The 25596-nt window shown below is 55.1% G+C and carries 20 protein-coding genes; 8 read left to right on the plus strand and 12 right to left on the minus strand.

Going from position 1 to position 25596, the window contains the following annotated elements; genetic code table 11:
- Window positions 1-107: 107 nt before the first annotated feature.
- Together ACZA91_RS03850 and ACZA91_RS03855 are read left to right on the plus strand one after the other, a co-directional pair.
- Window positions 108-971, plus strand: coding sequence for a hypothetical protein (locus ACZA91_RS03850; protein WP_099531819.1), 864 nt, complete (start codon window positions 108-110; stop codon window positions 969-971).
- Entirely contained in the window at window positions 971-1975 is a 1005-nt protein-coding gene (locus ACZA91_RS03855) for a hypothetical protein (protein WP_463184772.1), read from the plus strand. The genes ACZA91_RS03850 and ACZA91_RS03855 overlap by 1 nt, the downstream gene beginning before the upstream one ends.
- 28 nt (window positions 1976-2003) lie before the next feature.
- Here ACZA91_RS03855 and ACZA91_RS03860 read toward each other — a convergent pair whose 3' ends face one another.
- Window positions 2004-2576 (minus strand): NYN domain-containing protein, encoded by a 573-nt coding sequence (locus tag ACZA91_RS03860; protein WP_234406503.1) that lies wholly within the window; start codon window positions 2574-2576, stop codon window positions 2004-2006.
- 140 nt (window positions 2577-2716) lie between these two features.
- Here ACZA91_RS03860 and ACZA91_RS03865 point away from each other — a divergent pair, with 140 nt between their 5' ends.
- Entirely contained in the window at window positions 2717-3460 is a 744-nt protein-coding gene (locus ACZA91_RS03865; protein ID WP_463184773.1) for a J domain-containing protein, read from the plus strand.
- Between the two features lie 158 nt (window positions 3461-3618).
- Here the strand turns inward: ACZA91_RS03865 and ACZA91_RS03870 are convergent, their stop codons facing one another.
- The 3 genes from ACZA91_RS03870 to ACZA91_RS03880 all read right to left on the minus strand — a co-directional run bounded on the left by ACZA91_RS03870 (window position 3619) and on the right by ACZA91_RS03880 (window position 9668).
- Window positions 3619-6597: a CHASE domain-containing protein gene (locus ACZA91_RS03870; RefSeq protein ID WP_463184775.1), complete on the minus strand. Its 2979-nt coding sequence runs from the start codon at window positions 6595-6597 to the stop codon at window positions 3619-3621.
- A 656-nt stretch (window positions 6598-7253) separates the two neighbouring features.
- Complete coding sequence (psbA, locus tag ACZA91_RS03875; RefSeq protein WP_099531814.1) at window positions 7254-8333, minus strand: photosystem II q(b) protein; 1080 nt, start codon at window positions 8331-8333, stop codon at window positions 7254-7256.
- A gap of 459 nt (window positions 8334-8792) precedes the next feature.
- Complete coding sequence (locus ACZA91_RS03880; protein WP_463184777.1) at window positions 8793-9668, minus strand: Tab2 family RNA-binding protein; 876 nt, start codon at window positions 9666-9668, stop codon at window positions 8793-8795.
- A 108-nt stretch (window positions 9669-9776) separates the two neighbouring features.
- Here ACZA91_RS03880 and ACZA91_RS03885 point away from each other — a divergent pair, with 108 nt between their 5' ends.
- A complete protein-coding gene (locus ACZA91_RS03885; RefSeq protein ID WP_463184778.1) occupies window positions 9777-10706 on the plus strand; it encodes a DUF4349 domain-containing protein in 930 nt (309 codons plus the stop codon).
- Between the two features lie 176 nt (window positions 10707-10882).
- Here ACZA91_RS03885 and ACZA91_RS03890 read toward each other — a convergent pair whose 3' ends face one another.
- On the minus strand, window positions 10883-12055 hold the full coding sequence (locus tag ACZA91_RS03890) for a DegT/DnrJ/EryC1/StrS family aminotransferase (protein ID WP_190525747.1): 1173 nt from the start codon (window positions 12053-12055) through the stop codon (window positions 10883-10885).
- 148 nt (window positions 12056-12203) lie between these two features.
- Between ACZA91_RS03890 and trxB the strand changes: the two genes are divergently transcribed.
- Complete coding sequence (gene trxB / locus ACZA91_RS03895) at window positions 12204-13613, plus strand: thioredoxin-disulfide reductase (RefSeq protein WP_099531811.1); 1410 nt, start codon at window positions 12204-12206, stop codon at window positions 13611-13613.
- A gap of 23 nt (window positions 13614-13636) precedes the next feature.
- Here trxB and nadB read toward each other — a convergent pair whose 3' ends face one another.
- The 5 genes from nadB to ACZA91_RS03920 form a co-directional block, all read right to left on the minus strand.
- Window positions 13637-15334 carry an L-aspartate oxidase gene (gene nadB, locus ACZA91_RS03900; RefSeq protein ID WP_463186384.1) on the minus strand — a complete coding sequence of 566 codons (1698 nt, stop codon included), beginning with the start codon at window positions 15332-15334 and terminating at the stop codon, window positions 13637-13639.
- A 395-nt stretch (window positions 15335-15729) separates the two neighbouring features.
- A complete protein-coding gene (gene psbU / locus ACZA91_RS03905; RefSeq protein ID WP_099531810.1) occupies window positions 15730-16119 on the minus strand; it encodes a photosystem II complex extrinsic protein PsbU in 390 nt (129 codons plus the stop codon).
- A gap of 317 nt (window positions 16120-16436) precedes the next feature.
- The gene (locus ACZA91_RS03910; protein WP_463184781.1) at window positions 16437-18023 is read right to left on the minus strand and encodes a B12-binding domain-containing radical SAM protein; all 1587 of its coding nucleotides are present in this window, start codon (window positions 18021-18023) and stop codon (window positions 16437-16439) included.
- A gap of 374 nt (window positions 18024-18397) precedes the next feature.
- Window positions 18398-19396 carry an adenylate/guanylate cyclase domain-containing protein gene (locus ACZA91_RS03915; protein WP_099531807.1) on the minus strand — a complete coding sequence of 333 codons (999 nt, stop codon included), beginning with the start codon at window positions 19394-19396 and terminating at the stop codon, window positions 18398-18400.
- Between the two features lie 140 nt (window positions 19397-19536).
- Entirely contained in the window at window positions 19537-20355 is an 819-nt protein-coding gene (locus tag ACZA91_RS03920; protein ID WP_463184783.1) for a DUF3120 domain-containing protein, read from the minus strand.
- Window positions 20356-20747: 392 nt separating this feature from the next.
- Between ACZA91_RS03920 and ACZA91_RS03925 the strand changes: the two genes are divergently transcribed.
- Complete coding sequence (locus ACZA91_RS03925) at window positions 20748-21662, plus strand: undecaprenyl-diphosphate phosphatase (protein ID WP_190534883.1); 915 nt, start codon at window positions 20748-20750, stop codon at window positions 21660-21662.
- On the opposite strand, the gene ACZA91_RS03930 is transcribed toward ACZA91_RS03925, so the two are convergent.
- On the minus strand, window positions 21656-22495 hold the full coding sequence (locus ACZA91_RS03930) for a PHP domain-containing protein (RefSeq protein WP_190534811.1): 840 nt from the start codon (window positions 22493-22495) through the stop codon (window positions 21656-21658). The two genes, ACZA91_RS03925 and ACZA91_RS03930, sit on opposite strands and share 7 nt — an antisense overlap.
- A gap of 441 nt (window positions 22496-22936) precedes the next feature.
- Here ACZA91_RS03930 and ACZA91_RS03935 point away from each other — a divergent pair, with 441 nt between their 5' ends.
- Both ACZA91_RS03935 and truB read left to right on the plus strand, forming a co-directional pair.
- A complete protein-coding gene (locus ACZA91_RS03935; RefSeq protein WP_099531803.1) occupies window positions 22937-23425 on the plus strand; it encodes an allophycocyanin subunit alpha-B in 489 nt (162 codons plus the stop codon).
- 295 nt (window positions 23426-23720) lie between these two features.
- Window positions 23721-24659, plus strand: a complete 939-nt coding sequence (truB, locus tag ACZA91_RS03940) for a tRNA pseudouridine(55) synthase TruB (RefSeq protein ID WP_463184784.1) — start codon at window positions 23721-23723, stop codon at window positions 24657-24659.
- 65 nt (window positions 24660-24724) lie between these two features.
- On the opposite strand, the gene ACZA91_RS03945 is transcribed toward truB, so the two are convergent.
- Entirely contained in the window at window positions 24725-25498 is a 774-nt protein-coding gene (locus ACZA91_RS03945) for an ATP-binding cassette domain-containing protein (RefSeq protein WP_463184786.1), read from the minus strand.
- Window positions 25499-25596: the final 98 nt, after the last annotated feature.

The raw sequence follows: 25596 nt of genomic DNA on the forward strand, positions 1-25596 counted from the left end.
ACCCGTTAGGGGGGATTACCAAAGCGGCTGCAATCTTGATTCCATCGTCAATTGTTAATTAGCCCTCTTATTCCACCGATTCCCTCTCGTTCCTAGGAGCGGCAAACGTGGCTCGATCGATCAACTCAAACTCAATAGATTCCCCAGACTCCCCAAATTCCCCCGACCCAGCGGAGCCGGCGGATCCTGACCTGGCGCTGATCCGGCTGCTGCGCCAACTTCAGCCCCCCAAGTCCCGGAACCGCAAACGGGCCCTTGAGCAGTTATTGGCCCTAATTCCCAAGCTGCCGGGTCTGCGGAAAGATTCACACCCAGACTATTTGGAAGCGCTGAACCTGGCGTTGGAATATGTCCAAAAGAACATCGCTGCCTTTCGGTGCGACTTAGACCACAGCAGCCCGGAGTTGGTGCGCCGACGATTTGTGACCTGGGTGAATGGTCAGTTGAAGTATCGAATTATTGATCTCTATCGCCGCGCCAAAATGCCGCTCAATGCCCTCAGCTTGGATGCTCCGGTGGGAACTGATCGGGGCGATCGCGCTAGTTCCACATTGGGAGACTGCGTGCCGGCCGGGTTGCGCTTAGATGGCATTGAAACCCTGATTGAACAGCAACAACGTCAAACTGTGCAGCGCCAAGGGTTGCTGGTGGAGCTTTATATTGAGCGAGATCCAGAAGGCCGCCTCAGTGGTTGTTGTGGCATGAAGGATCCACAGCTTAATTGTCAGTTCTTGGCTCAGTCGATTTTGTTGCAGACTCGGGGCGATCGGGTGGAGCGACAACCGCCCGAGAAAAAGGTGACTTGGCGTTCTTTAGCTCAGCAGTTGCAAATGAATGAACAAACAATTCATAGTCACTGGAAGCGACGGTGCTATCCCATGTTGCAGGCGATCGCCCAGGAGATTTGCACCCAGCCAACCCAATTTATGGAATTACTAGGCTTGATCACCCCCAAAACAGGAGCGCCGTAATGGACTGGGATCCACTTATCCTGTCTTTGGATCAGGCCGATCGGCAAAGGGCCTTGGCCCAAGCGGGTCAGGCGGCGAACCCCCATCAAGGACGAGCGGTATTTTTGGAAAGTTTGGCGATGGATGCGTTGGGGCATCTTTGGCAGTGGTTGGCCCTTGAACCGTCGGGTGAGTTACGGCCGGTTTCCAGGCTGCCCGGCGAGGTGGCTTGTTTGGCCGTGCCGCAAGTGGGGTCGATCGCCCTGTTGCCCTTTGTGATGGAGTCCCAGACCGAGGCATCAGGGGCGGCACAAATCCCGAAGGTGCAAGACTCCAGCATCCTTGAGCCGTTGGCCATGCCGCTGGATTGGCCCGATCATGTGGTGGCCTTTGTGCCCGTGGGAATTCATGCGCAACTGACGGAGGCTTGGCTGTGGGGCTGGTTGGCCGTGGGTGATTTGCCCTTGCCACCCCATGCGCCAGAACGATTACCAGTGACATCGCTTCAGGATTGGGAGGCCTTGGAAACCTATTTGGCGCGGGTTCGATCGGGCTTGGTTTGGATTGCGGAAGCGACGGATCCGATCGCCCGTCAAACTCGCCAGGCGATCGCTCCAAAGCAACGGGCTGCTGTTGTGATGTACCTGGAGCGGCTTTACCAATCCACACGCAACCCATCACCTTCAGAGTCGCAAATTCCCGGGAATTTCAACGATCGACTGCCCGATCGATTAACTGAATGGTTTTCAACGAACTTACCCCCTAACCTGAAGCCCGATCGCACGGAGGGGCCGGGAGCCGATGCCGATGCCGCCAGAGAGCTACCAGGAGGCACATCGCGCCCCCCAATGACCTATGGGCAAAAGTCATCATCCTTAACGCCCCAAGTGCGCGATCGCCGGAGTTCCTATGGATCGCAGCCTACGACTGGGGAGTCGGAAACGGCGGCAGACTGGGAAACCTTGCCTCTACGCTTGCTCGATCGGCTGCGACAGTTATGGGATGAGCAGACTTTTGAAGGGTGAAATGGAAATTAAGGCCATCAAGCAAAAATCAAGAGGAAGCGGAATCGCCATAGCGCAATCGTTCAAGCTGCTGACGCACCGCATCATCCAGGCGACTGCTCAGGAAGCGGCCGCTGCTGGTTTGGGTCGATCGCTGCCGACGACGCACCTGTTGTTCCGCTAATTCAATGTCGTGGAGCAATTGCTGAACAGACATCCACTCAGCGCCATAGCCGATCGTGGTCATCTGTTGGGCGCGATCGGATGTGGCCACAATCACGCGCCGACTGGCTCGATTCACTTCACGGCTGTAGAGCGCACAGGCCCGTTCAATGTAAGTGTCAGCCGTTTGCCCAAATTCCGTGTAATGCACCGTTAGGTGATCTGTGATGGTCTCCGCAGAAGCTCGTTCTGCGCGGTATTGGGCATCAAAGACCAGATAAGTTGCAAACGCCCGATAGGCACTATAGTTGCAAAGTTGCTGAATCAACTCCCAACGGGCTGCCTCCAAGTCGTCCCGTTCGAGGTGTCGGTGCATGGAGCGTTTTCGCATTTGCGACCACTGACCAATGGCGTTGTAGCCATCGACGAAGAGAGTCGCTTCATGCGATCGGGCAGTCACAAGCGTTGCCTACACTTTGCTTACAAGGGTGGTTCGCAAACTATCTTAATACGCAGATTCCCCTTCAACCGTATCGGCCAATGCTTGTCAGATGTCGATGATGGGTGGATCATTGCCCGCTTGCCTTTTGTTTTCCACCCATGGCCGCTTCCAACCACTACGAAACCCTTCAGGTCGATCACACTGCCACCGCCGCTCAAATTAAGCAGGCCTATCGGCGTTTGGTGAAGCAATTTCACCCGGACTGCAATCCTGATTTGCCCAACAATGACCTCATTGCCGCCATTAACGTCGCCTACGAAGTGCTCAGCGATGACCAACGGCGTGCTGACTATGACGTGGCATTGCGCTATGGGCAATTCGATCGCCCCGACAATTGGAACCACCAGCCCTATGCAGCCGATCGGCAACGGGAACAACGCAGCACCACCGCCACGGAACAGCATCGCCAACAGCGGCGATCGCGCCAAACGGGTCGAGCTGCTGATGAAGACTTGGAACAATGGTTACGGCGGGTTCATACACCGGTCGATCGCGCCATTCGCGAAATTGCCCGATCGCTCAAGGGAGCCGTGAACGCCCTCGCCGCCGATCCCTACGATGACGAATTGATGGCAAACTTTGAAGCCTATTTGGAACGGATGACCACGGCGCTCGATCGGGCCAAGGCCACTTTGCAATCCATGCCCAATCCCCGCAGCACCGCTGGCATTGCCGCCAATTTGTACTACAGCTTGAACCACCTGGGCGATGGGTTGGAAGAGTTAGCCTACTTCCCGCTGAATTATGACGAAACCCGGCTCCACGACGGCCAGGAGTTTTTCCGCAATGCCGAAGGGTTACGCCGAGAAGCTAAGGCCGCTGTTAATCAGTTGGGGCGTTAGGGTTGGGGCGTTAGGGTTTGAGCGTTTGGTATGCGCATTTCGTATGCACATTTCGTGTGTGCATTTCGTGTAGGTATTTTGCATACACCTCATTTATTTAAAAAACACTTTAAAAATTTATTCAAAGACACTTTAAAACACCCATCTATTCAAAAACACTATTCAAAAAAGCCACGAATGACCTTGTTTAAATGGGCCAATTCCACAGGTTTGGAAAGATATTCATTAGCCCCAGCAGCCAAACAACGGGCCCGATCGCCAGCCATGGCGAAAGCCGTCAAAGCAATCATTGGGATATGAGCCGTTTGGGGATTTTCGCGAATGAGTTCCATAGCCTCCAACCCGTTCATTTCCGGCATTTGGATATCCATCAAAATCAAATCAGGCTGATAGTCAATTGCCATTTCAACGGCTTCTCGGCCATTGCCAGCTCGCAAGAATCGATAACCTCGATTAGTTAAATATCGAGCAATGGTTTGGGCATTTTCAAAATTATCATCGGCCAGCAAAATGAGCGGCGGAACAATTGGCAAGTGGGGAGAAATTTTCAGCGTTGGGGCCCACAAATTCACCAAATCTTCTCCCCTTAGTGGATCAAGATGATCCGCTCGATCGCAATCCGATCTTGATTCTGATGTTGATCCTGAATCTAGCTCAGTTTCATCATCCAACTCAACAGGACTCTCAACATCATCCGACACGGAAATCAACAATGCGCTGGGAAGGTCGATCGTGAAACAACTGCCGAAGCCCACCCGACTTGTAACGCCAACTCGTCCACCATGCAATTCAACCAAGCGCTTCACTAAGGACAAGCCCAAGCCTGTTCCTTCGTATTGACGATTAAGCGCTTCATCCAGTTGCGTGAAGGGGTGAAACAACCGGTGAAAATCTGCTTCTGCAATTCCAATTCCAGTGTCAATGACAGCAAAGCGGATGAATGGATGATCAGGGTCTGGTAGCGACACTTGCAGCGTAATTGAGCCACCTTCAGAGGTGAATTTCACCGCATTGCTCAGCAAGTTCACGATCGATTGTTGCAGCCGTCGTTCATCTGCCATCAATTGCAAATTTCCATGGGTTGGTATCACCAACGGCAGATCAAGATTGACCGTAATGCTTTTCGCGATCGCCTGTTGTTTGACTAACGTTAGGCAAAACCGACAAAGCAGCTCAATATCCACTGGAGCCAGCTCAATTTCAAACTTGCCTTCTTCGATTTTCGATAGATCCAAAATATCTGTGATCAGAGCCAGCAAATGGCGACCATTCCGCTCAACGGTCTCCAGAGCATTGCGTTGCTCCTCCGTCACAGGGCCAAACATATCCTCTTTCAAGCATTCCGTAAAACCCAGAACAGAGTTGAGGGGCGTGCGCAATTCATGGCTCATGATCGCCAGAAAATTACTTTTTGCCCGATTCGCCTTTTCAGCATTGCTGGCCGCTTGCAGAGCCGCTTCTTGGCTTCTTGCTAATTCACGGGTTCGCTTTTCTACCAACAGGTTCACCAAAATGGAGTTGCGAATTTGGGCGATCGAAAAAGCCCCCGTTAACCCCGTAATGAAAAACCCAGAAAGCAACACCACCATAGGCTCATTGGTGCTTAATTCACGAATATAAGCTTCCGTCGCCCAAAACCGAATTTCCCAAGCTCGTCCCCCAAAGCGAATCATTTGCTCTCGGGCCATGTAGGCATTTTTATTCTGTTGAGTCTCCTGAAGGTTGGACTGGTACAGCATTTCCGAAAGCGGCTGATCATACAGGGTAAATTCAATTCCCTTGGAAACTAAATTCCGAAAAGAAGTTTCCAGCAAATCCCCCACTCGGAAAACAACAGATAAATAGCCAGACAGAGATTTTTGCCGATCGGCTGTGGTGGTTGGCAGCGGCAATTCATAAACCGGTAAATAGAGAATTACGCCCTGCTGCTGACCCGTTTCTTGGGCCAGTTTAATTGGCGGTGTGGCCGTTAAGCCGCCAGAGTCCCGAGCCAGCTCTAGAGTCCGCAGACGGCGACTTTCTGACCCTAAGTTGAACCCAAAAGCACGCTGATTTCCATTCAGCGGCTCGATATACAACACGGGGTAATAGGTTTCTCGATCGCGATCGGGAATCAGCCGATTATTTTCATCTCGTTGTTGAAATTGAAAGTTCACAAAGCCTTCTTCGCGAATGTAGGCTTCATATTTTGCCCGATCGCCCCGTTTCACCACCGGATTCCAACCAACGGCTTGGATGCCTCGAACTCGCTCAAAATAGGGATCCGTAAAGATTTTGAACTGTTGCCGACTCACCGGAATCAAACCCCGATCGCGGTCAGCCGTATCAAACAGCCCTTGCAAACTAAAGAGAATTTGTGTGGCCTTGTCCAAATTCTCGTGTAGCCGTTGAGTAATAATTTCCGTGTCATTTTCAAACACAGCATAGAGGCGCTGTCGTTCCGCATTTTTTGTGATTTGAAAAGCCAAAATAGTTGAGCTTAAAACCAACAAAGCTGGCAGAACATAGGATGCAAATTGTCGATCACGGTTAGACTCGCGGTGTAGTTTCAAGACAATGCGTTGGCGCTTGAGCATATACACGATGCCAACGGGCAAAACCGCCAAAACTCCCAACGAATCACCAATCCACCAATTCCACCAAGACTCCAAAAACTGAGACCCAGTGATGGAATGGCTGGCGAGCAACACACCATTGCCCACCGTTGCTCCCACCATGCAACTGATGGGCCCCGCCAACACCAGTAGCGCCAAAATTCCTAAAAATTCTTCTCGCCAAATGGGATGCTTAAACAGTTTTTGTAATAAAACATTGCCAACATAGGCTTGCAAAATTGCGCCCAGAGCAATGCCAGCTCCCACCAAAACAATGCTGAGATTAATCGTGCCGATCGCCCTTGTGCCGATCAACACATTCAGGACAAAAGACCCTAGCCAAATGCCTAAATAGGAATATTTTTTCCAATACAAGGCAGCCAGCAAGGCGATCCCCGCTGCTGGCCAAACCGGCGAAGCATAGCCCGGTGGAATGGCAAAATAGCCCGACAATAAGCCGGTTCCACAATAGGCAACCGCAACTACGGCTGTCTTTTTCCAGAAGTCTCTAACACATCGTCTAATAACATCAGAAAGTTTCATGGGAGATGAACAGTTCAGTGTTGATCGATATCCCCTCTTCCTGATGGCTAAAAACTCTAATGCTTTCGATAACTATTGATAGCGTTGGTAGTGTTGATAGCCGCAGGCTGAATCTCGACGTTTAGAATTTTGACGTTTAGACGTTCAGACGTTCAGACGTTTATAAGATGCTGCTTCCCCTTCAGCATTCACCCGATCGGTTCGCTAACTAGGCACTAGTGCTATCTGATCGAACGGGGAGCGAGATTGAATGACGATGGTTCCAACTGCCACGATCTTATCAGACTGGTTCAGAAGCTGTTGGCGCACTCAGGATCCATATTTGCGGTTAATGTGCGCAATTCAGGCTCCTATCTTCGATTTGAGGCACTTTTTAGCTCAATTGTCGGGGCCATCCCAACTTTTTCCAAAGGGCTTCTAAGGAGCGATCGCCCAGTTGAACCATCTGCCAACGGTTTTCAGTCCTCGATTAAGACGCTCGGATTCGCCGATGCATCCACACAGACTCAGGGCTGCAATCCGCAATCATCCAACCAAACCCAACATTCCCAAAACACCCCCCAAACCAATCAAAAGGGGAGCAGCAAAACCACTCCCCTTTCCAGCAAGATTCAGTTGTGTTGTTGGCTCGATCGAGCGATCGAGCCAAGGCAGGTTTAGCCGTTGATTGCCGGAGCTTGCAGGGCAACCGGAGCTTCAGCGCCAGCAGCCAGATCCAGCGGGAAGTTGTGAGCATTACGCTCGTGCATCACTTCCATACCCAGGTTGGCGCGGTTGATCACGTCAGCCCAGGTGTTGATCACGTGACCTTGCGAATCAACAACCGATTGGTTGAAGTTGAAGCCGTTCAGGTTGAACGCCATCGTCGAGATACCGAGTGCAGTGAACCAGATACCCACAACCGGCCAAGCACCCAAGAAGAAGTGCAGCGAGCGACTGTTGTTGAACGAAGCGTATTGGAAGATCAAACGACCGAAGTAGCCGTGGGCTGCAACGATGTTGTAGGTTTCTTCCTCTTGACCGAACTTGTAGCCGTAGTTTTGGCTTTCCACTTCCGAGGTTTCACGCACCAGCGAGCTGGTCACCAAGGAGCCGTGCATTGCCGAGAACAGCGAGCCACCAAACACACCAGCAACGCCCAACATGTGGAAGGGGTGCATCAGAATGTTGTGCTCAGCTTGGAACACCAACATGAAGTTGAAGGTGCCCGAGATGCCCAAAGGCATACCGTCAGAGAACGAACCTTGACCGATCGGGTAGATCAGGAACACGGAGGTTGCAGCAGCCACAGGAGCGCTGTAAGCCACGCAGATCCAAGGACGCATACCGAGGCGGTAGCTCAGTTCCCACTGACGACCCATGTAGCAGAAGATGCCAATCAGGAAGTGGAAAACCACCAACTGATAGGGGCCGCCGTTGTACAGCCACTCATCCAAGGAAGCAGCTTCCCAGATGGGGTAGAAGTGCAAACCGATGGCGTTCGACGAGGGGATCACAGCACCAGAGATGATGTTGTTTCCGTACAGCAGCGAACCAGCCACGGGTTCGCGGATGCCGTCGATGTCAACCGGGGGAGCGCCGATGAAGGCGATGATGTAGCAGATGGTTGCGGTCAGCAGGTTGGGGATCATCAACACACCAAACCAACCGACATAGATCCGGTTGTTGGTGCTGGTGATCCAATCGCAGAAGCGATCCCAACTGCTACCACCTTGACGGGTGATCGTTGCAGTCATTTGTAAATGAATCCGTGTTGAAGAATGGAAATGAGGCAATTGGAAATTGATGAATTATGTCAATCCAAATTGCTTTTTAGATCCTAGAGACTTACCTTCCGTAACGTCCACGAAGTTGAATATATTTTTATGAAAAAGCTTGATTAAATTTAAAGCAAAACAAACAACGATTGAGTTTCGTAAAATTAATAATAAGCAATGTAAATGAATCTAAAGAAAATGTTACAAAGCAATGCCGCACAACGGAGAGAGTCGATCGAACGCAGCTCGTGATACTAAGCCGATCGCGCGTGATCAACGGCGATCGAGCGCGTTTGAACAAGTTTTTTAATTAAGTACGTTTGATTAGACGTGTTTGATTAGGCGTGTTTGATCAAACACGATTGAACAAGATTGAAATTGAACAAAACCGAACGATCCGGCAGGTCAATCCCTTGCCGTCACCGAGCAGTGATCAGCTCAGGCAGGTTGCAAAAACCAAAGCCCCGTATAGGTCATGCCGGAATTATCCGGTTGAATGAGCAAGAAGTGCAGGTGGCGCACGGTGGACTTTCGAGACTCAAACGCAAGGCCAGCTTGGCGCAATTCCGAATCTTGGCTGGTGGCTAAAATCCATCGATCGCACAGGCCGGCTTCCAAGATTACCCCATCCGGCTCACCGGGCACGAAGCTGAGGGCAACGGGCTGCACACCATTGAGCCATTGGGCCAACGCACGCGATCGCCGCCCACCGTTCACCACAACCCCGGGAATAGGAGCCTTAGCAGACAGACCCAGGCGATCGGGAAATAATTCCGAAGGGCGATCGCCGTAGGGGATTGGCCGCTGGGCTAACTGCCGAGCCAACACCTCCGCCGACAAACTGGCAAACCCCCAAGAATCCCCCCATAGCGAGTCCGCCAGGGGCAAAGGTGGCGGCGAATCGATCGCCAAGGGATCGTAGGGCTGACCGGTGGCCGGGTCGAGCAGGGGGGACTCGATCGCTCGTTTTTGCAACCAATCCTTCAGCGCCTGGGTGCGGCGTGTGGCGGTCACGGGCCAACCCAACCGCGCAGCCGCCGCTTCCACCAAACTCAGGGATTGGGGCCGAAACACACAGAGCCGATCGGGCGGGGTAGCATTGTCACCCATAGCCGCCACCAGCCGCTCCGTTAACCAATTGGTGTCGATCGAGCTTTGGGGGCAAACATCTCGAAACACAAACGTTTGGGCCCGATCGCACAGGACTAATTCCCAAAGGGGTTGCCCTGCGGTGTCGGTCATGGGCCGACGATAAAAATCGACTTCCCAAATTTGTTGATTGATGGGTTGATTGGTCACCGGTTGATTGGTCACTGGTTAATCTGTAATTGGTTGATTAATTGGTTGATTAATCGCTGAAACCGTCGGAAGCACAACAAGTTTGAACTCCCAAGTCTGAAACACACAGAGCAGGCAACTTCCATGGCTCGATCGTTGGTGCTGGTGAATCCTCCCCAAGTGACCCGTAACAGTCGATCGCCCCTGTGGGCCCTCCTGTTGGGTGTTGCGTTAACCGGCTGTGGCGGGGGCAGCATGGCCAACAAAGCCGCAGCACCCATGCCCGAGGCCATGGCTCCCGCAGCGGGCGGCCAAGAGCGCCAGGCATTAGCCCCCAACGATAGCGATTTGGCGGCCAATGCGCAGTCGCCCCCCAGCCCGATCGCCCAACCGCAACTGATCAAAACCGTCACCCTAGCCCTGAAGGCAGATTCGGTTACCAAAGCCCTTGAAGCCACCCAAGCGATCGTCAAGGAAAATCAGGGCGATGTGATTAGTCTCAACGATCGCCGCACCGACACCAGCCGGATCGCAGAATTACAGTTTCGGGTTCCCGCCAACCAACTCGATCGCGCCGTGGCCGCCGTCACCCAATTGGGTTACCTGCAAAACCGAGCCATGCAAGCGGAAGACGTGACCGATCAACTGGTGGATGCCGATGCTCGGTTACGCAACCTGCGCCGCACCGAAGACAGCTTGCTCGCCTTGCTGCAAAAATCTGGCTCCGTGCGCGACATTTTGGCGGTGAATCAACAGGTCAGCCAAACTCGCCAACAGATTGAGCAAATTGAAGCCCAACTGAAAAATCTGCGCACCCGCGTGGCCTACTCCACCGTGAACTTAACAATCGAACAGAGCGTGGCTGGTTTAGCCGATGCCAACCCCATTACGGCCCAGTTGGCGGAAACCTGGGGTAAGGCGACGCAATCGGTGGGCCAAGTCACGATCGGCCTCTTGCAAATCACCCTATGGCTGTTGGCCTACACCCCCTATTGGTTACTGTTTGGGCTGGGCATTTGGGCAATGCGCCGCTGGGCCCTTCGGCGGGCCCAAAATCAATCCGCCAACCATTAATTCACGACCAATTCACGACTCATTCACAGTCCTTCATTCATCAATTCATCGATTATTCACTCACCCATTCCTTGATTTATTGGCCAATCAATGGGTTTGTCAATCAATGCATTTGTCAATCAATGGGTTTGTCAATCAATGCATTTGTCAATCAATGCATTGGTTAATCGCTTGCCCTAAACCCCAACACAGTTCGTCGGCAAAGGAACAGCGGCCAACACCTCTCGCAGGTTGTTGATGACGCGATCCTGTTGCTCTGGGGTCAACTCGGGGAACATGGGCAAGGACAAGACACAATGGCCCAATTGCTCGGAAACGGGCAAAGATCCCGGCTGATAGCCCAAGTTGGCGTAGACCGCTTGTAGGTGCAGCGGCAGAGGATAGTAAACCGCTGTCCCCACACCGCGATCTTGCAGGGCTTGCCGCAACCGATCGCGCAGTTCTGGGCCGGCGCTGCCCTCACCCACTTGGATTGTGTATTGATTCCAAACGCTGGTTCCGCCAGCGATCGCCTGGGGCAAACGCAGGCCCGGCAAACCGGCGAGACCCTGTTGATAGCGCTGGGCGATCGCGGTGCGCTGTTGGTTCCACTGATCGAGCGATCGCAATTTAATTTGCAGAATCACCGCCTGAATGGCATCGAGGCGACTATTCACCCCGATCGCCTCGTGGTAGTAGCGTTGGCGCTGGCCATGCTCCCGCAACATCCGCAAATCCGCCGCCAGTTGAGGATCGTTCACCGTCATGGCCCCGCCATCACCGCAAGCGCCCAAATTTTTGGTGGGATAGAAACTAAAGCAACCCACGTGGCCAATGCTGCCCACCCGTCGATCGCCCCACTTTGCTCCCGTGGCTTGGGCACAATCTTCAATCACCCACAGGTTGCTGGCCCGGGCGATCGTCATCAGCCGCTCCATATTCACCGGCTGGCCAAACAGGTGTACGGGAATAATCGCTTTGGTGCGCGGCCCGATCGCCCGTTCCACCGCGTCCAGATCCAGGTTAAAGGTCTCCGCATCCACATCCACAAACACCGGAACCGCACCCACTGCGCTCACGGTTTCCGTGGTGGCAATGAAGGTGAAAGGCGGCACAATCACCTCATCCCCCGGGCCAACGCCCAGGGCCCGCAACGCCAAATACAGAGCATCGGTTCCGGAATTACAGGCCACACAGAATTCCGTACCCACATAGCGGGCAAAATCCTGCTCAAAGGACTCGATCGCCGCGCCGCCAATGTATTTACCGGAAGCCAAAACCTCCAAGACCGCCGCATTCACTTCGTCGCGAATTTGCGGAAATTGCTCCGTTAGATTAAACGCAGGAACGTTACTCACCACGCACACCACACCATCACATTGATTTTAGGGTGACATCCTTCCTGCCTTGAAGCAACGGGGCAAGGGTTAATCAATACCTGAACGAATGCCTGAACTGCTGAATCAATTGCTGGGATGGCAACGGAATTCTGACTATGCTATTTTATTCATAGTCGGTATGAGTTTAGATAAAGCATCCATGACCAGCGCCGCTTCTGCACCCAACACCGTTGAAAATGTCGTGATCATCGGTTCCGGCCCCGCCGGTTACACGGCTGCCATCTATGCCGCTCGTGCCAACTTGAAACCTTTTATGTTTGCGGGCTTCCAGGCCGGTGGTCTGCCCGGTGGCCAACTGATGACCACCACGGAAGTGGAAAATTTCCCCGGCTTCCCGGAGGGCATCACGGGCCCGCAATTGATGGATCGGATGCGCGCCCAGGCGGAACGGTGGGGCACGGAGGTGGTGACGGAAGATGTCACCTTTGTGGACTTGAGCCAGCGGCCCTTTGTGGTGCGATCGACCGATCGGGAATTGCGGGCCCACAGCGTCATCATCGCCACCGGAGCCACGGCCAAGCGGCTGGGGCTGCCCAGCGAAACGGAATTTTGGAATCGGGGCATTTCCGCCTGCGCCATTTGTGATGGAGCCATGCCCATGTTCCAAAACGCCGAGCTGGTGGTGATTGGTGGAGGCGACTCGGCCGCCGAAGAAGCGATGTACCTGACGAAATATGGCTCACGGGTGCATTTGTTGGTGCGATCGGACAAAATGCGGGCCAGCAAGGCCATGCAAGACCGGGTGTTGGCCAATGCGAAGATCACGGTTCATTGGCACACCACCGCGATCGATGTGGTGGGGGACGAAACGGGCATGACCGGCCTACGGGTCCAGCACCAGCAAACCGGCGAAGAATCAACGATCGCCGCCCGTGGTTTGTTCTACGCGATCGGGCACAAACCCAACACCGATTTGTTTGTGGGGCAGCTTGACCTAGACGAGGTGGGCTATATCAAAACCCGTCCCCACAGCGTGGAAACCAGCGTGGAAGGGGTGTTTGCGGCCGGTGATGTGCAAGATCATGAATATCGGCAAGCGATCACGGCGGCCGGAACCGGTTGCGCAGCGGCCCTGTTGGCGGAACGGTGGCTTTCGGCTCAGGGCTTGGCCCAGGAGGTGAAGCGCGACAGCACCGAGCCAACGGCGGCCTCCGTGACCGAAGACAAGCCGATCGTGGCGGATACGGAAGAAACTTTCAATCCACAAGCCACACGCCACTTTGGCGGCTACGCGGTTCGCAAGCTCTACCACGAGACCGATCGCCCCTTGGTGGTGAAGTTCGTTGCCCCCGATTGCGGCCCTTGCCACATCCTGAAACCGATGCTGGATAAGGTGGTGGATGAATTTGAGGGGCAAATCCACTTTGTGGAGGTGGATGTGAAGGATGAGCCGCAAATTGCCGAAGGGGCGGGGGTAACCGGAACGCCAACGGTAATGATTTTCCACAACAAGGCCAAGGCAGCGGAGTTTCGCGGCGTGAAGCAAAAGAGTGAGTATCGCCAGGCGATCGCCCAACTCCTGAGCTAAGTTGCCATAAGGCGATCGAACGATCAGACCCAAGGGAGACTGGTGCGATCGCCCAAACCCGATTGGGAAATCCAGCGCTTGTTCCCCTGCAACAGGGTGTGACAAGCCCAAGCTGGATCCGTATTGGGGTGATCCACTCGATAGTGGCCGCCGCGACTTTCCGTTCGGAACAGGGCACTCTCCAGCAGCGAGGTGGCCACATCCAGCAAGTTGCGTGTTTCCACCCACTGATGTACCGCCGAGATTGCGCGATCGTCCAAAATTTGGCAGGTTTCACCCGGCTGCAATTGGGTCAACAATTGTTGAATCGGCAAGTTGCGCAGGGTGGATTGGGCCGCTTGCAACTGGGCGATCGCGTCGATCAGGGTCGATGATTTGCGACAAATGCCCGCTGCACTCCAAACCAGCTTGGGCAAATAATTTCGCCAGTGCGCCAAGTCCGGCGATGGCTCAAAGGCGATGGTCGGCAGCGACAAGCACCGCTCGATCGGCAGCACCGACCCTTGGGCCACGGTCAAGTTTCGGAACTGGGCCCCAAACACAATACATTCCAACAAGGAATTACTGGCCAAGCGATTGGCCCCATGCACCCCGGTGCTGGCGGTTTCACCCACGGCATATAGCCCCCCTAAGGAGGTGCAATTGGCTCGATCGGTCGCAATGCCCCCCATCCAATAGTGGGCCGCGGGCGACACGGGAATTGGTTCCCGCAGCGGATCGATGCCCCAATCCCGACAGGCCTTCAAGATATTGGGAAACCGGTGCAAAATTTGCGCCTCGGGAATGGGTTGTAAGTCCAACCACACCCGATCGCCCCCATGCCGTTGCAAGTGGGAATAGACGGCCCGACTGACCGCATCACGCGGGGCCAACTCTCCCGCTTCATGAAAATCAAAAGCAAATCGCCGCCCTTGGTCATCCACCAAGTGGGCCCCCTCACCCCGCACCGCCTCACTGATTAGAAAGTGCGGTGCGCCGGGAATATCCAAGGCCGTGGGGTGAAACTGCACAAATTCCAAATCGCGCAGCACGGCCCCAGCGCGATAGGCCATGGCCACGCCGTCGCCCGTGCTAACGCTGGGATTGGTGGTGTGGGCAAAAACCTGGCCGCCGCCGCCCGTGGCCAAGATCGTGGCTCCAGCCGCCAGCCACCGCAGTTGCCCTTCCTGCAAACAGGCAATTCCTTGGCAACTTTGTCGATCGGGGGTCAGCCACAGGTCAATCGCCAGGGTTTCCGACAGCACCGTAATGTTCGATCGCTCCAACACCCGCGCCACCAAGGCACTCACCACCGCTCGCCCCGTTGCATCCGCCGCATGGAGCACCCGCCGTCGGGAGTGAGCCGCCTCCAGGGTGACGGCCAACTGTCCCTGATCGCGATCGAACGCCACCCCCAGTTCCACCAACTGCGCCACGCAGGCCGGCGCTTCCGCCACCAAAAATTCCACCGCCACCCGATCGCACAGGCCCGCCCCCGCCGCCAGCGTGTCGGCCACATGCAACGCCACCGAATCATCGGGAGCCGTCACCGCCGCCAGCCCCCCTTGGGCCCAATCACTCGCCGATCGCGACACCGTGGCCTTGGTCACCACCGCCACCGACAGCTCAGCCGGTAAACAGAGGGCTGAATATAACCCCGCCGCCCCACAACCCACCACGATCACATCAAAGCGATCGACCGTTGGGCGCTCAATTTCCACAGCCGGCAAAGGATCACTCATCATTGGGCACAGAAAGCTAAAAAAAGCTAAAAATCGTGGAATTGCCAAGCAAAAGCGCCACAGCCAGCGATCACCGCCGCCAAACCGCAACAGACGCTGAATTTCTCGGATCACTGCCCGAGACCTAACGAGATTCAACCAGATTTAAGCAAAAGGCGATCGCGCCGGGAGCTAAACTACCGCTGCGCAATCGCCTTTAATAATCTAGTTCACGGATTCCGGATACGGGAATTCCGAGTGCGGGGCCCCAAACCCGATGGAGCAATCAAACCGGCCAAGCCGATCATCGGGCGGGGTGAATCACTATCTTCGGTTCCAGTGGCAATATTGCGATGACCGGAACCCTTGATTAGTCCTTTGATTAGTCCTGGAAACCAATCAGGGGCAACCTAACGTTATTTGTAAACGCCATCGTTAATGCGGTGATCCCCTTCATTGAAGATCGGATCCTGTTCCGTCACCGTGAAGGTGCCCGCATCCAAGTAATCCTTTAAAAGGCTCTGTTGCCGATCGCTCAGGCCGCCAATCTTCAGCACTTCTTCCGGCGCACTGTAGGGCGCATTCGCAATAATCTTTTGCGCCAACGTCGGGTACAGACCCCGGTAAGCCTTGAAGTTGCTGATATTGGTATTGTTCAAATCAATTTTTTTGCCAAATTCCGTCGCCAACTTGGCATCGGCATTGTTTAAAGATGCTTCAGCCCATGCAGCCTGAGGATAGCCCGCGCCAATCCACGTGAGCGCGACCAGGGCGATCGCAAATACCAGGCGAACAAACCGTTTCATGAGAACCGGTACCTCCTTACAAGACACAGCAAATCATGGCGGAACCACCAACGCGATCGCGCTTCGCTCTCAGTTACCCATGGGCAACGAGACTGGGCAACGGCCTTCGCTGGTGAAAAAGTCGAATAATATCACCAGTATCTCAAGTTTCGAGCCACCTGCGACCGGGCTGATGGAAGCCCCACCAACCTTTTTCGCTATTGCTCGCAAACAGACAAACGGGCGAGAGCCAGTCGAGAGCTAATTGTTGCATAGATTTTGGGCGTGCGATCGCCCATTCTTGGCTGCCACCCTTAGGCCCAACAGGCTCCCGATCCTTAAACCATCGCTTCCGCCCGTTGACTATTCTTCAGGCGCAATTCTTCCGCCAAGAACTGCTGCACTTGCTCTTCAATTTCCGATCGCACAATTTCGCGATATTCCATGAAATGTTCAATTTGGGCGCAAACCGATAGATAGCTGCTGATGCCACCGGGGTTATGCCGCCACATATTCCAAAGGTTGCGCCAGAACTGCCAGCGCGTTTTCCGCAACGTCCCCTGCCGCCAACAAATGGTCAGCAACGCCCGAACCGTCACCCAGTTAATGGGCTTGCGCGATCCCTTGCCCTTCTTGGGATAGGTCGCTTCCCCCAGCAAGCGGAAGTGGCGATAAACCCGATCTAAAAACCGTTCCGGATCGTAGAGTTCATAGAAAGCCGCCACGTATTCCCGCGCAATGTCTTCGAGGGGGCGCGTGGGCACAAAGTTCATCAATGTGGTTTGGTTGATGTTGGCCGACTTGCTGCGCAGCCGCCCTTCCCGCTCCAATCGATGCCAAAGGGCCGTATCCGGCAGGGCCTGCAACATACTGAACAGGGCGGTGGGAATTGCCGTTTTTTCCACAAATTGCACAATTCTTGCGCCCGCACCGGCTTTTTCCCCATCAAAACCGATGATAAAACCGGCCATCACCCGCAGGCCCGATCGGGCAATGGCGATCACCGCCTCACTCAAGGAATCTCGGGTATTTTGATGCTTTTGGGTCAGGGTCAGGCTCTCCTCATCGGGCGTTTCAATGCCCAAAAACACAGCCCCAAAATTGCACTGCACCATCATATCCATCAGTTCTTGATCCTGAGCCAAGTCCACCGAAGCTTCCGTGGCAAAGGAGAAGGGATATTGATGCTCCACCATCCAAGGCAACAGCTCTTTTAGGAACAGCTTCACATTGCGTTTGTTGCCAATGAAGTTGTCATCCACCATGAAGATGCTGCGCCGCCATCCCAACTCATACAGGTAGTCCAATTCTCGCAAGAGTTGTTGAGGCGTTTTGGTGCGCGGCTTGCGACCATAGAGCACAATAATGTCGCAGAATTCGCACTGGAATGGGCAGCCCCGCGAAAATTGCACCGACATTTCCGCATAAGCATCAAATTCCAGCAGGTCGAAGCGCGGAATGGGCGTTTCGGTTACGTCGGGCTTCACCCCGTTGGCGCGGAAAGTGCCCGCTAGCTCGCCTCGTTCGATCGCCTCCACAAACAGGGGCAGGGTAATTTCCCCTTCATCCAAAATCAGATAATCAGCCCCCACATCGCTCACTTCCTGCGGCAGGGCCGTGGCATAGGGGCCGCCCACGGCAACCCGTTTGCCCCGTTGTTTTGCGGCTCTGATGCGATCGAGCAAATCATCTTTTTGCACAATCATCGCCGACAAAATCACCAAATCAGCCCAATCCCACTCCGCTTCGGTGATGTCACGGACATTACAATCCACCAACTTAAAATTCCAACTTTGGGGCAAAAGCGCCGCCACCGTCACCAATCCCAAGGGTGGGAGCATTGCCTTGCGATCGAGCAAGGCTAGGGTTTTCTCAAAGGACCAAAAGCTTTTCGGAAAAAGAGGATATAGCAGCAGGACGTTCATCAAAAACTCCAGGAATGATCATTCCTTATGGTTGTTTTTTGGATCGCTGTTTGAAAGAAATCAGTGACTCAAGTCAGTAAAAGTTGCCAATAGTCGATTCTTTGTCCCATTGCTTGGATGCAAAACCCAACAAAATTTCATTCCACTATAGCAACAGAAGCCCAAAATCATGGTTAGGGTCGTGTTGAGTAATACCGTTTGCGCCCATGGGATTGATCAAAGTTTTGAATCTCGATCGAGAACAATTGCCCGACGATCGGCCCCAGGATTTTCCACGCGGACTTTGTCTTCATCTCAATTCACCAGTTTGGCCAAACTTGGGTCAAGGGAGGCAATTGATTGGACTTTAATTTGAATTTTAATCAAGTTGAATTTTAAAAATCCAGTTCCAGGGATCGATGATGGGCGGTTAAAAACCGATCGAGATTGTCGTAGGTGGCGGCATAGGTGACGCTTTCGGTGTCATAGCCCTTGAGGTTCACGCGATATTCCTGAAAAATCTCGCAGGCAGAGCCATTCAAGGCACAGAGATACTGGTAGGTGGTTTTCCCGATCGCCACGTCCAGTTGCAATTCCTTGGTGCAAGACTCTAACCGAAAGGCGGCGTTCACCGTGTCGCCCAGGGCGGTGTAATCAGGGCGATCATTGCTGCCGGTGTTGCCAACCATGGCATAGCCCGTGTTGGCCCCGGTGCCAATTCGCAACGGAAAGGGCAAAGGATAGTGCAAATGCAAGTCGCGGGTCATTTTTTGCAGTGCATTGACCGCCTCAAAAATTTGCAGCACTTCTCGGGGACTCACTTCCTGTTCCCCGTGAATCCACACGGCCATCACAGCATCGCCGATATATTTATCCACCCAACTGCCGGATTCACGGATGATGTTGCCCGCTTGGCGAAACCAAGTCCCGATCGCCTCCGAGAGGACTTTTTCGTCTGTCTGTCGGGTCAGCCCCGTGAAATTCCGAATGTCAGCCACCAAAATCGTGATCAGCCGTCGCACATGGAGCGTTGCAGTCACAGAAAATTCAAAACTATCGCTGGTGCTGTAGTCCCGATCGTGGGCGGGCGCATAAAAATCCAGTTCCGTTTGGCCAAAGGTCAGGCGATCGCCGCTTTGCAGGGTGACGGGAATGCTCACCCGGCGGCCATTCACGAAGGAACCATTGCGACTTCCCAGATCAATCAAATAGAACGCGCCATCCTCCATGCACTGGAGCATGGCATGGTTGCGCGAGATCCAAGGGTCGCCCAGCACAAAATCATTGTCTGGGCTGCGACCGATCGTCCAGCAAGCGCTACCGACAAGGGGTAAGTACCGGCTGCCGGATTCGGTTCTCAGAATTAAATGCGGACAGGGCTGGAGCGTAACCACGCGCGCACAAGTGAAAGTCCTGGAGACTAGGTGTTGTTTTAGTCCGGCACAATATACACCGCCATTGACAGCTCCTCCGTACAGCCTGTGCAGATTTTGGGCTACGCCACGGTTGGGGCCAACGGGGCCGATTAGGCAAATTAGGCAAACAGGGCACTCAGCCAGAATAGGCCATCGACAAAGAGAGTGCCCAACAGGGCCGCACTAAACACCATCCAGCCAGCATCCTGGGATCGCTTGGCCCACCAACCCGCGCCCAGGCCAGCAAACAGCAACGTACCCGCCAGCAACGCGGCCCAGCCCAGGCCAAAGGGGGTGTGCATTTTGGCTAAGGCTCCGTGCAGGATCGGGGCAACGGTGTGAAGATCGGCACTTTCGGCGGCGATCGCCTCGCGCCAGGCGGGCATCAAATCTACGCAATAGAAATAGCTATCGGTGATGGCGGTTCCCAACAGGGAGCCGAGATAGAACAGGCTGCCAATGCGTCCCCAGCTCGATCGCACGGAGATTAGCGCCAGGGGCAGGGCGATCGCCTCCATGGGCAGGTGAACTGTGGGTTCCCAACGCAACCAGCCCCAATAGAGCGAACCCGCCAGCCAGCTCCAGCTAAACCCCACCAATAGGTCGCCCCAAACCCGCCACTTGGGCGACTCCAGCCACCGGGCCCCCAACAGGCTCCAAAGCAGGGTGAGGGCGGTGCAAAGGATGGGGAACGATCGCACCAAGGGGGCTTCCACAAACACGGGGCCTGACACCAGGAACAACCCCGCCACAAACATCCAGCCCAAGGCCAAGGGCGATCGGGTGGCGATCGGCGGGGCAGGGGGAATCAGGGTTGTCTCATCAGGGCAATCACTAGCCGAGGCATCCGCCGCCAAACTCGCGGACATCAAACGACCGGGGCCAGCCGATCGACGAAACGGCGTAATGGCGCTGGCAGAGGAGGGATAGGCAACCAAAATGAGAAAACCTGCGACTTTGGTTAGGTTTATTAATTTTTATCTTTAGTTTTCTTAACATACCATAGCCCCCACGGTGCATCACCGATAGCAGTTGGTTTTCGAGATGCGGCAAAATCAGCCACAATATCAGCCGCGATTGGAATGATGGCGGAGGAACGCCGTTGGGTAGCATGGCAAGGAAGGCGGATTGCGAATCAAGGACATCGTATTCAGTCCTTAGCATCAGTCCTTAGAAATTCAGCAGAAATTCAGAACAGTGGTTGAAGGTGCTGAGCATTTTCAGGCATGGTTGGGGCCAATCAGGTTTAACGATGGGTAATTCACAGCAAGGGCGATCGAGCAGCAAAGGGCAGAGTCAAATCAAGCGGGTTTACCGCTGGTGGGCCGGGATGGGGCTGGGGGTTTGGCTGGTGGGCTTGGGGGCTGCGGCCCAAGCGGCTGACCCAACGGTTCCGGTGAGTGATGGCGTGAGCTGGCTGGAGGCGATCGGCCTGGGGCTGGTGCAAGGGCTGACGGAGTTTTTACCGATCAGCAGCACGGCCCACCTGAAGGTTGTGCCCGTGGTGCTCGGTTGGGGCGATCCGGGCGTGGCCTACACGGCGGTGATCCAACTGGGGAGCATCGCGGCGGTGCTGACTTATTTTTGGGCAGATTTAACGGCCCTGGCGATCGGGTCGGCCCAAGCCATTTCCCGCAAGGATTGGGGCGATCGGCAGTTTCGGATTGCCCTTGGCATTGGTCTAGGAACGTTGCCCATTGTGGCTGGCGGCTTAGCAATTAAGAAATTCATCCCCGATTTTGACAATTCCCCGCTCCGGAGCTTGGGGGCGATCGCGATCGCCTCGATCGTCATGGCCCTGCTGCTGGGCTTAGCGGAAGTGACCGGCAGCCGCCACCGCCACTACAACTCCCTGGGGTTGAACGATGGATTAATTTTAGGGGCGGCCCAGGCCCTGGCCCTGATTCCCGGGGTCTCGCGATCGGGATCAACCCTGACGGCAGGCCTGTTGTCAGGCATCGATCGGGCAGCGGCGGCGCGTTTCTCCTTTCTGCTGGGCATTCCCGCCATTACCCTGGCGGGGTTGGTGGAACTGGTGGGTGTTTTGAAAGAAGGGTTGCCGGCCGGTGCGGGGTTGTCGCTAACGGTGGGCGTTGTGGTGGCGGCGGTGTCGTCCTATGCGGCGATCGCTTGGTTGCTGAAGTTTTTGCAGACCCAAAACACTTGGATTTTCGTGATCTATCGGTTGATCTTTGGGGTGGCGATTTTGGGGTCGATCGGGTTTGGGTGGCTGCCCAATCAATAACCAGTTTCCATTGCCAAGGTGGCCTTGACCTGTTTTAGGCGATCGAGCAGGGCTAGGGGCAATTGAAATTGATTTAAGCTGTCGCGGCGTTCAGCCCTGGTACTCGGGGCGGGGCCATGGTAGTCACTGCCGCCCGTGGCCAACAATCCATAGCGATCGCACAGTTCCAAAAGGCGCTTTTGCTCCGTCAGGCTGTGGTTGGGATGATAAACCTCCAAGCCCAACAGCCCCGCCGCCACCAGTTCCGGCAAGGTGTCTTCCACATTGCCCCCACGAAACAGGTAAGGATGGGCCCAAACGGGCACGGCCCCAGCCGATCGGAGCAGGTTCATGCCCTCCACGATCGAAAATTTGTCGTACTGCACATGGGCCGGGCGATCATCCCCTAAAAATCGGGTAAACGCTTCCTGGGCCGACGTGACATGGCCCGCCGCCACCAGCGCTTGGGCGATGTGCGGTCGGCCGGGAGCCATGTTGCCTGGTAATTCCGGCAGCTCGATCGGGTAGCCCAACTCCGCCAGCTTTTCCGCCATGCGTTGGGCCCGCTGGCGACGGCCGGCCAAGCGCACGGCTAGCGGTTCATGAATTCGATCGCGATCGGGATAAAACCCCAAAATATGGAGCGATCGCCCGTTGTGAACCACGCTCAGTTCCAATCCCGGCACAATTTCGAGCCGATCGCCCGCCGCCTCGATCGCCTCATCCAAACCAGCGCAGGTATCGTGATCCGTAATGGCCAGGGCCCGCACCCCCGCCTCGATCGCCGCCGCCACCAACTCCGTCGGAGTCAGCGTGCCATCGGAAAACGTCGTATGACAATGCAATTCCAGCAAAATTTCCTCCTGCCCCTTTTGCCCATTCCTGTCTAGATTCTGATCCAGATCTGATCCAGGTCAGAATCCGAATCTTTCTGAATCTTGGCTACTCCTGGCCCAGTCCCCGGCGGTTGTCGCCAAACCTGAGACAGGCTTCGGGGTATCTGTTACAAATCTTCACCAAAGCTGCCACCGATCGACACCCCCGACCAAGGCCTTTTGTGGAGGATCTGGGATCAGCAACAGCCCTCTGAATCGATCGCCCCTAAGTAAACCCAAGCCAACGATTTCCCGATCGACGAAAACCGACTGGGCAATGGTTTGACCCCATGTTTGCTAAGGGGTCTCGGCCCATTCCAGCCCCGGGCGATCGCCCCAATCAGGGGTCAATTCGCCCGAAGGTTTTGCCGCGAAAAAACTTTGGTAGAGTGGAAACGATATTCCGATACTCTCGATATTATGAGCGTAGTTAGCCAAGTCATTCTGAAAGCCGACGATGAGCTTCGCTACCCTAGCAGTGGCGAGCTTAAGAGCATCTCGGAATTTTTAAAAACCGGCGAGCAGCGTATTCGGATTGCCCAAACGCTGGCCGACAGTGAGAAAAAGATTGTGCAAGAAGCCAGCCGCAAGCTGTGGCAACGTCGTCCGGACTTTATTGCTCCCGGCGGCAATGCCTATGGCCAACGGGAGCGGAACCAGTGCCTTCGGGACTATGGCTGGTATCTGCGACTGGTGACCTACGGCGTGTTGGCGGGCGACAAAGAACCGATCGAAACCATTGGTCTGGTGGGCGCACGCGAAATGTACAACTCCTTGGGTGTCCCGCTGCCGGGGATGGTGGAAGCCGTGCGTTGTCTCAAGGAGGCCACTTTGGGCCTTCTGAGCACCGAAGATGCCGCCGCCACCGAGCCTTACTTCGACTACATCATTCAGGGAATGGCGGCCTAGGGCCGTTCCTTCAGAGACCAAAAACCCATGAAATTTGGTTTGCGTTCAAGGTCGTTTTCGGGCGATCGCGGTGGGCGCAGGCTGCAATCACAGGGGGTGGAGATGTGGGCTGCATCTCTACCCCTTTGCGTGTCTGAGGCTGGCTGAAACGGCTGCTCTTGGCCCACATCTGACCAAACAGAACGCTAGCAGCAATCCGGCTTGAGCAAGAATTAGAACCAAGAATTCAGAAATTAGAAATCAAAAATTGGAAATCAAAAATCAGGTGTTTGTCCCCTGTAGGTGCAATTAGGCGATGGTTTGTGGATTTTTGAACTTGTGCAAACCGGCGGGCTTCACGTCCCACGATTGCGTGGCCAAAGTACGGCGGCTGACGCGGTGCAAACGGACGGGCCATGGGGGCACGTTGGATCCGGCCGCGATCGGGGTGTTGCCGATCGCCCTGGGGCCCGCCACCCGTCTGTTGCAATTTCTGCCGGGAGCCAAATCCTACGCAGCCACGGTGCGCCTTGGCATCACCACCACCACCGATGACCTGGAAGGGGAAGTGCTGACGGCGCGATCGCCCGAGGCCTTAGCCAGCCTCACCTTAGAAGCCATTTCCAGCCAAATATCGCAATTCATTGGCCCAATTCGACAGATTCCCCCCCAATACAGCGCCATTCAGGTAGATGGGCAGCGGCTTTACGATTTAGCGCGACAAGGTAAGACCGTGGAAGTGCCGGAGCGACAAGTGCAGGTCGATCGAATCACGATCGAGGCTTGGCGACCGGGAACCGAGCCGGAGTTGGACTTAACCATCGACTGTGGCCCCGGAACCTATATCCGCTCGATCGCCCGAGATCTGGGCGCGGCCTTGGGCGTGGGGGGCACGTTGGCCCATTTGAAACGAACGGCCAGCGGTGGCTTCACCTTGGAAGACAGCCTGACGCTGGAGCAATTGGAAGCGGCGATCGGGCAAGGGTGGCAACCGATCGACCCAGCCTTGGGCTTAACCCATCTGCCCACGGTGACCTTGGCGGAAGAGGCCGTGAAGCGCTGGTTTTTTGGCCAAGCGATCGCCCTCGCGGAATGGCCCCCAACACCGCAGTGCGGCGAATCCCTCAAGCAGGAGCAAACCGACCCGATCGCCCGTGTTTTGGATCAGTCCGGTCGGTTGTTGGGAGTTGGGGCCCTAACGACAGAAGAGGCGGGGCCGCTATTGGCTCCGCGTGTCGTCTTGCCAGCCGATTGAAATGCCACGGGCCCGATGGCGACACAGGCCATGCAGGGCCACTGGCAGAGCACAGCCAAACCACTTCAAAACCAATCAGCGTCGGGATCGGGAAGGCCGGCCTTAATTCCGGCCTGATTAACCAAGGGGAATTGTTTTTCCAGGGCAGCCCAGTCCATTTCGGAAGCCGGCCGATCGGTCGTCAGTTGCCCCTGCGTTAGCACCCAACAGCGGGTGGCGATCGGGGCAGCCCTCAGGCCGGCGATTGTGGTGGCGGTGCAAACAACTGCGGCGGTTTGGGAGCTGAATGCTTGATTTTGCAATAGGTTTTGCAGGCGATCGCTCTGTTCCTTGGTTAAGCCCTCAAACCCATCGCCCAACAGCAACACCAACGGTTGCAACAAACTAGCCCGCGCGATCGCCACCCAATGTTGCTCGGCGGCGGTCAGTTGAAAGGCTTGGCGGGTTAACCAACTGGCGGGAATCCCAAAGCGATCGCAGGTTTCCTGAATGGCCGCCTCGATCGCCTGGGAGTCTTGGCCCAGCAATGCCAGAGGATAGGCGAGGGTTGCCGCCACCGTCGGAGCCAGCAAGGTCGATCGAGGAGCCACCCAAGCCACCCGCCGCCGCAGGGCAACGGGATCCAGCGTTTGCACCCGCTGTCCCTGAACCAGCACATCGCCAGCCGTTGGCTCCGACAGCCGCACCCACCAGCGCAAAATCTCCGGGGCCTGTGCCCCCACAATCAACAGCCGCTCTCCGGGTTCGATCGCCCCCGTAATCGGCCCCAAGGGCGATCGACCGCCTTGGGTTGCGCCTTGGCAAGCTAACAGGGGCGATCGAGGAATGGCTGCATCCATAGCAATTGGGTTGGATCGTTGGTTTTGGATTGTCGGTGGTAGAAATATCTGCGGGAAATGTTCACGGGAAATGCCGACGAAAAATTTCCGCGAGAAAT

It is taken from the genome of Limnothrix sp. CMB-01 (genome assembly GCF_055193175.1).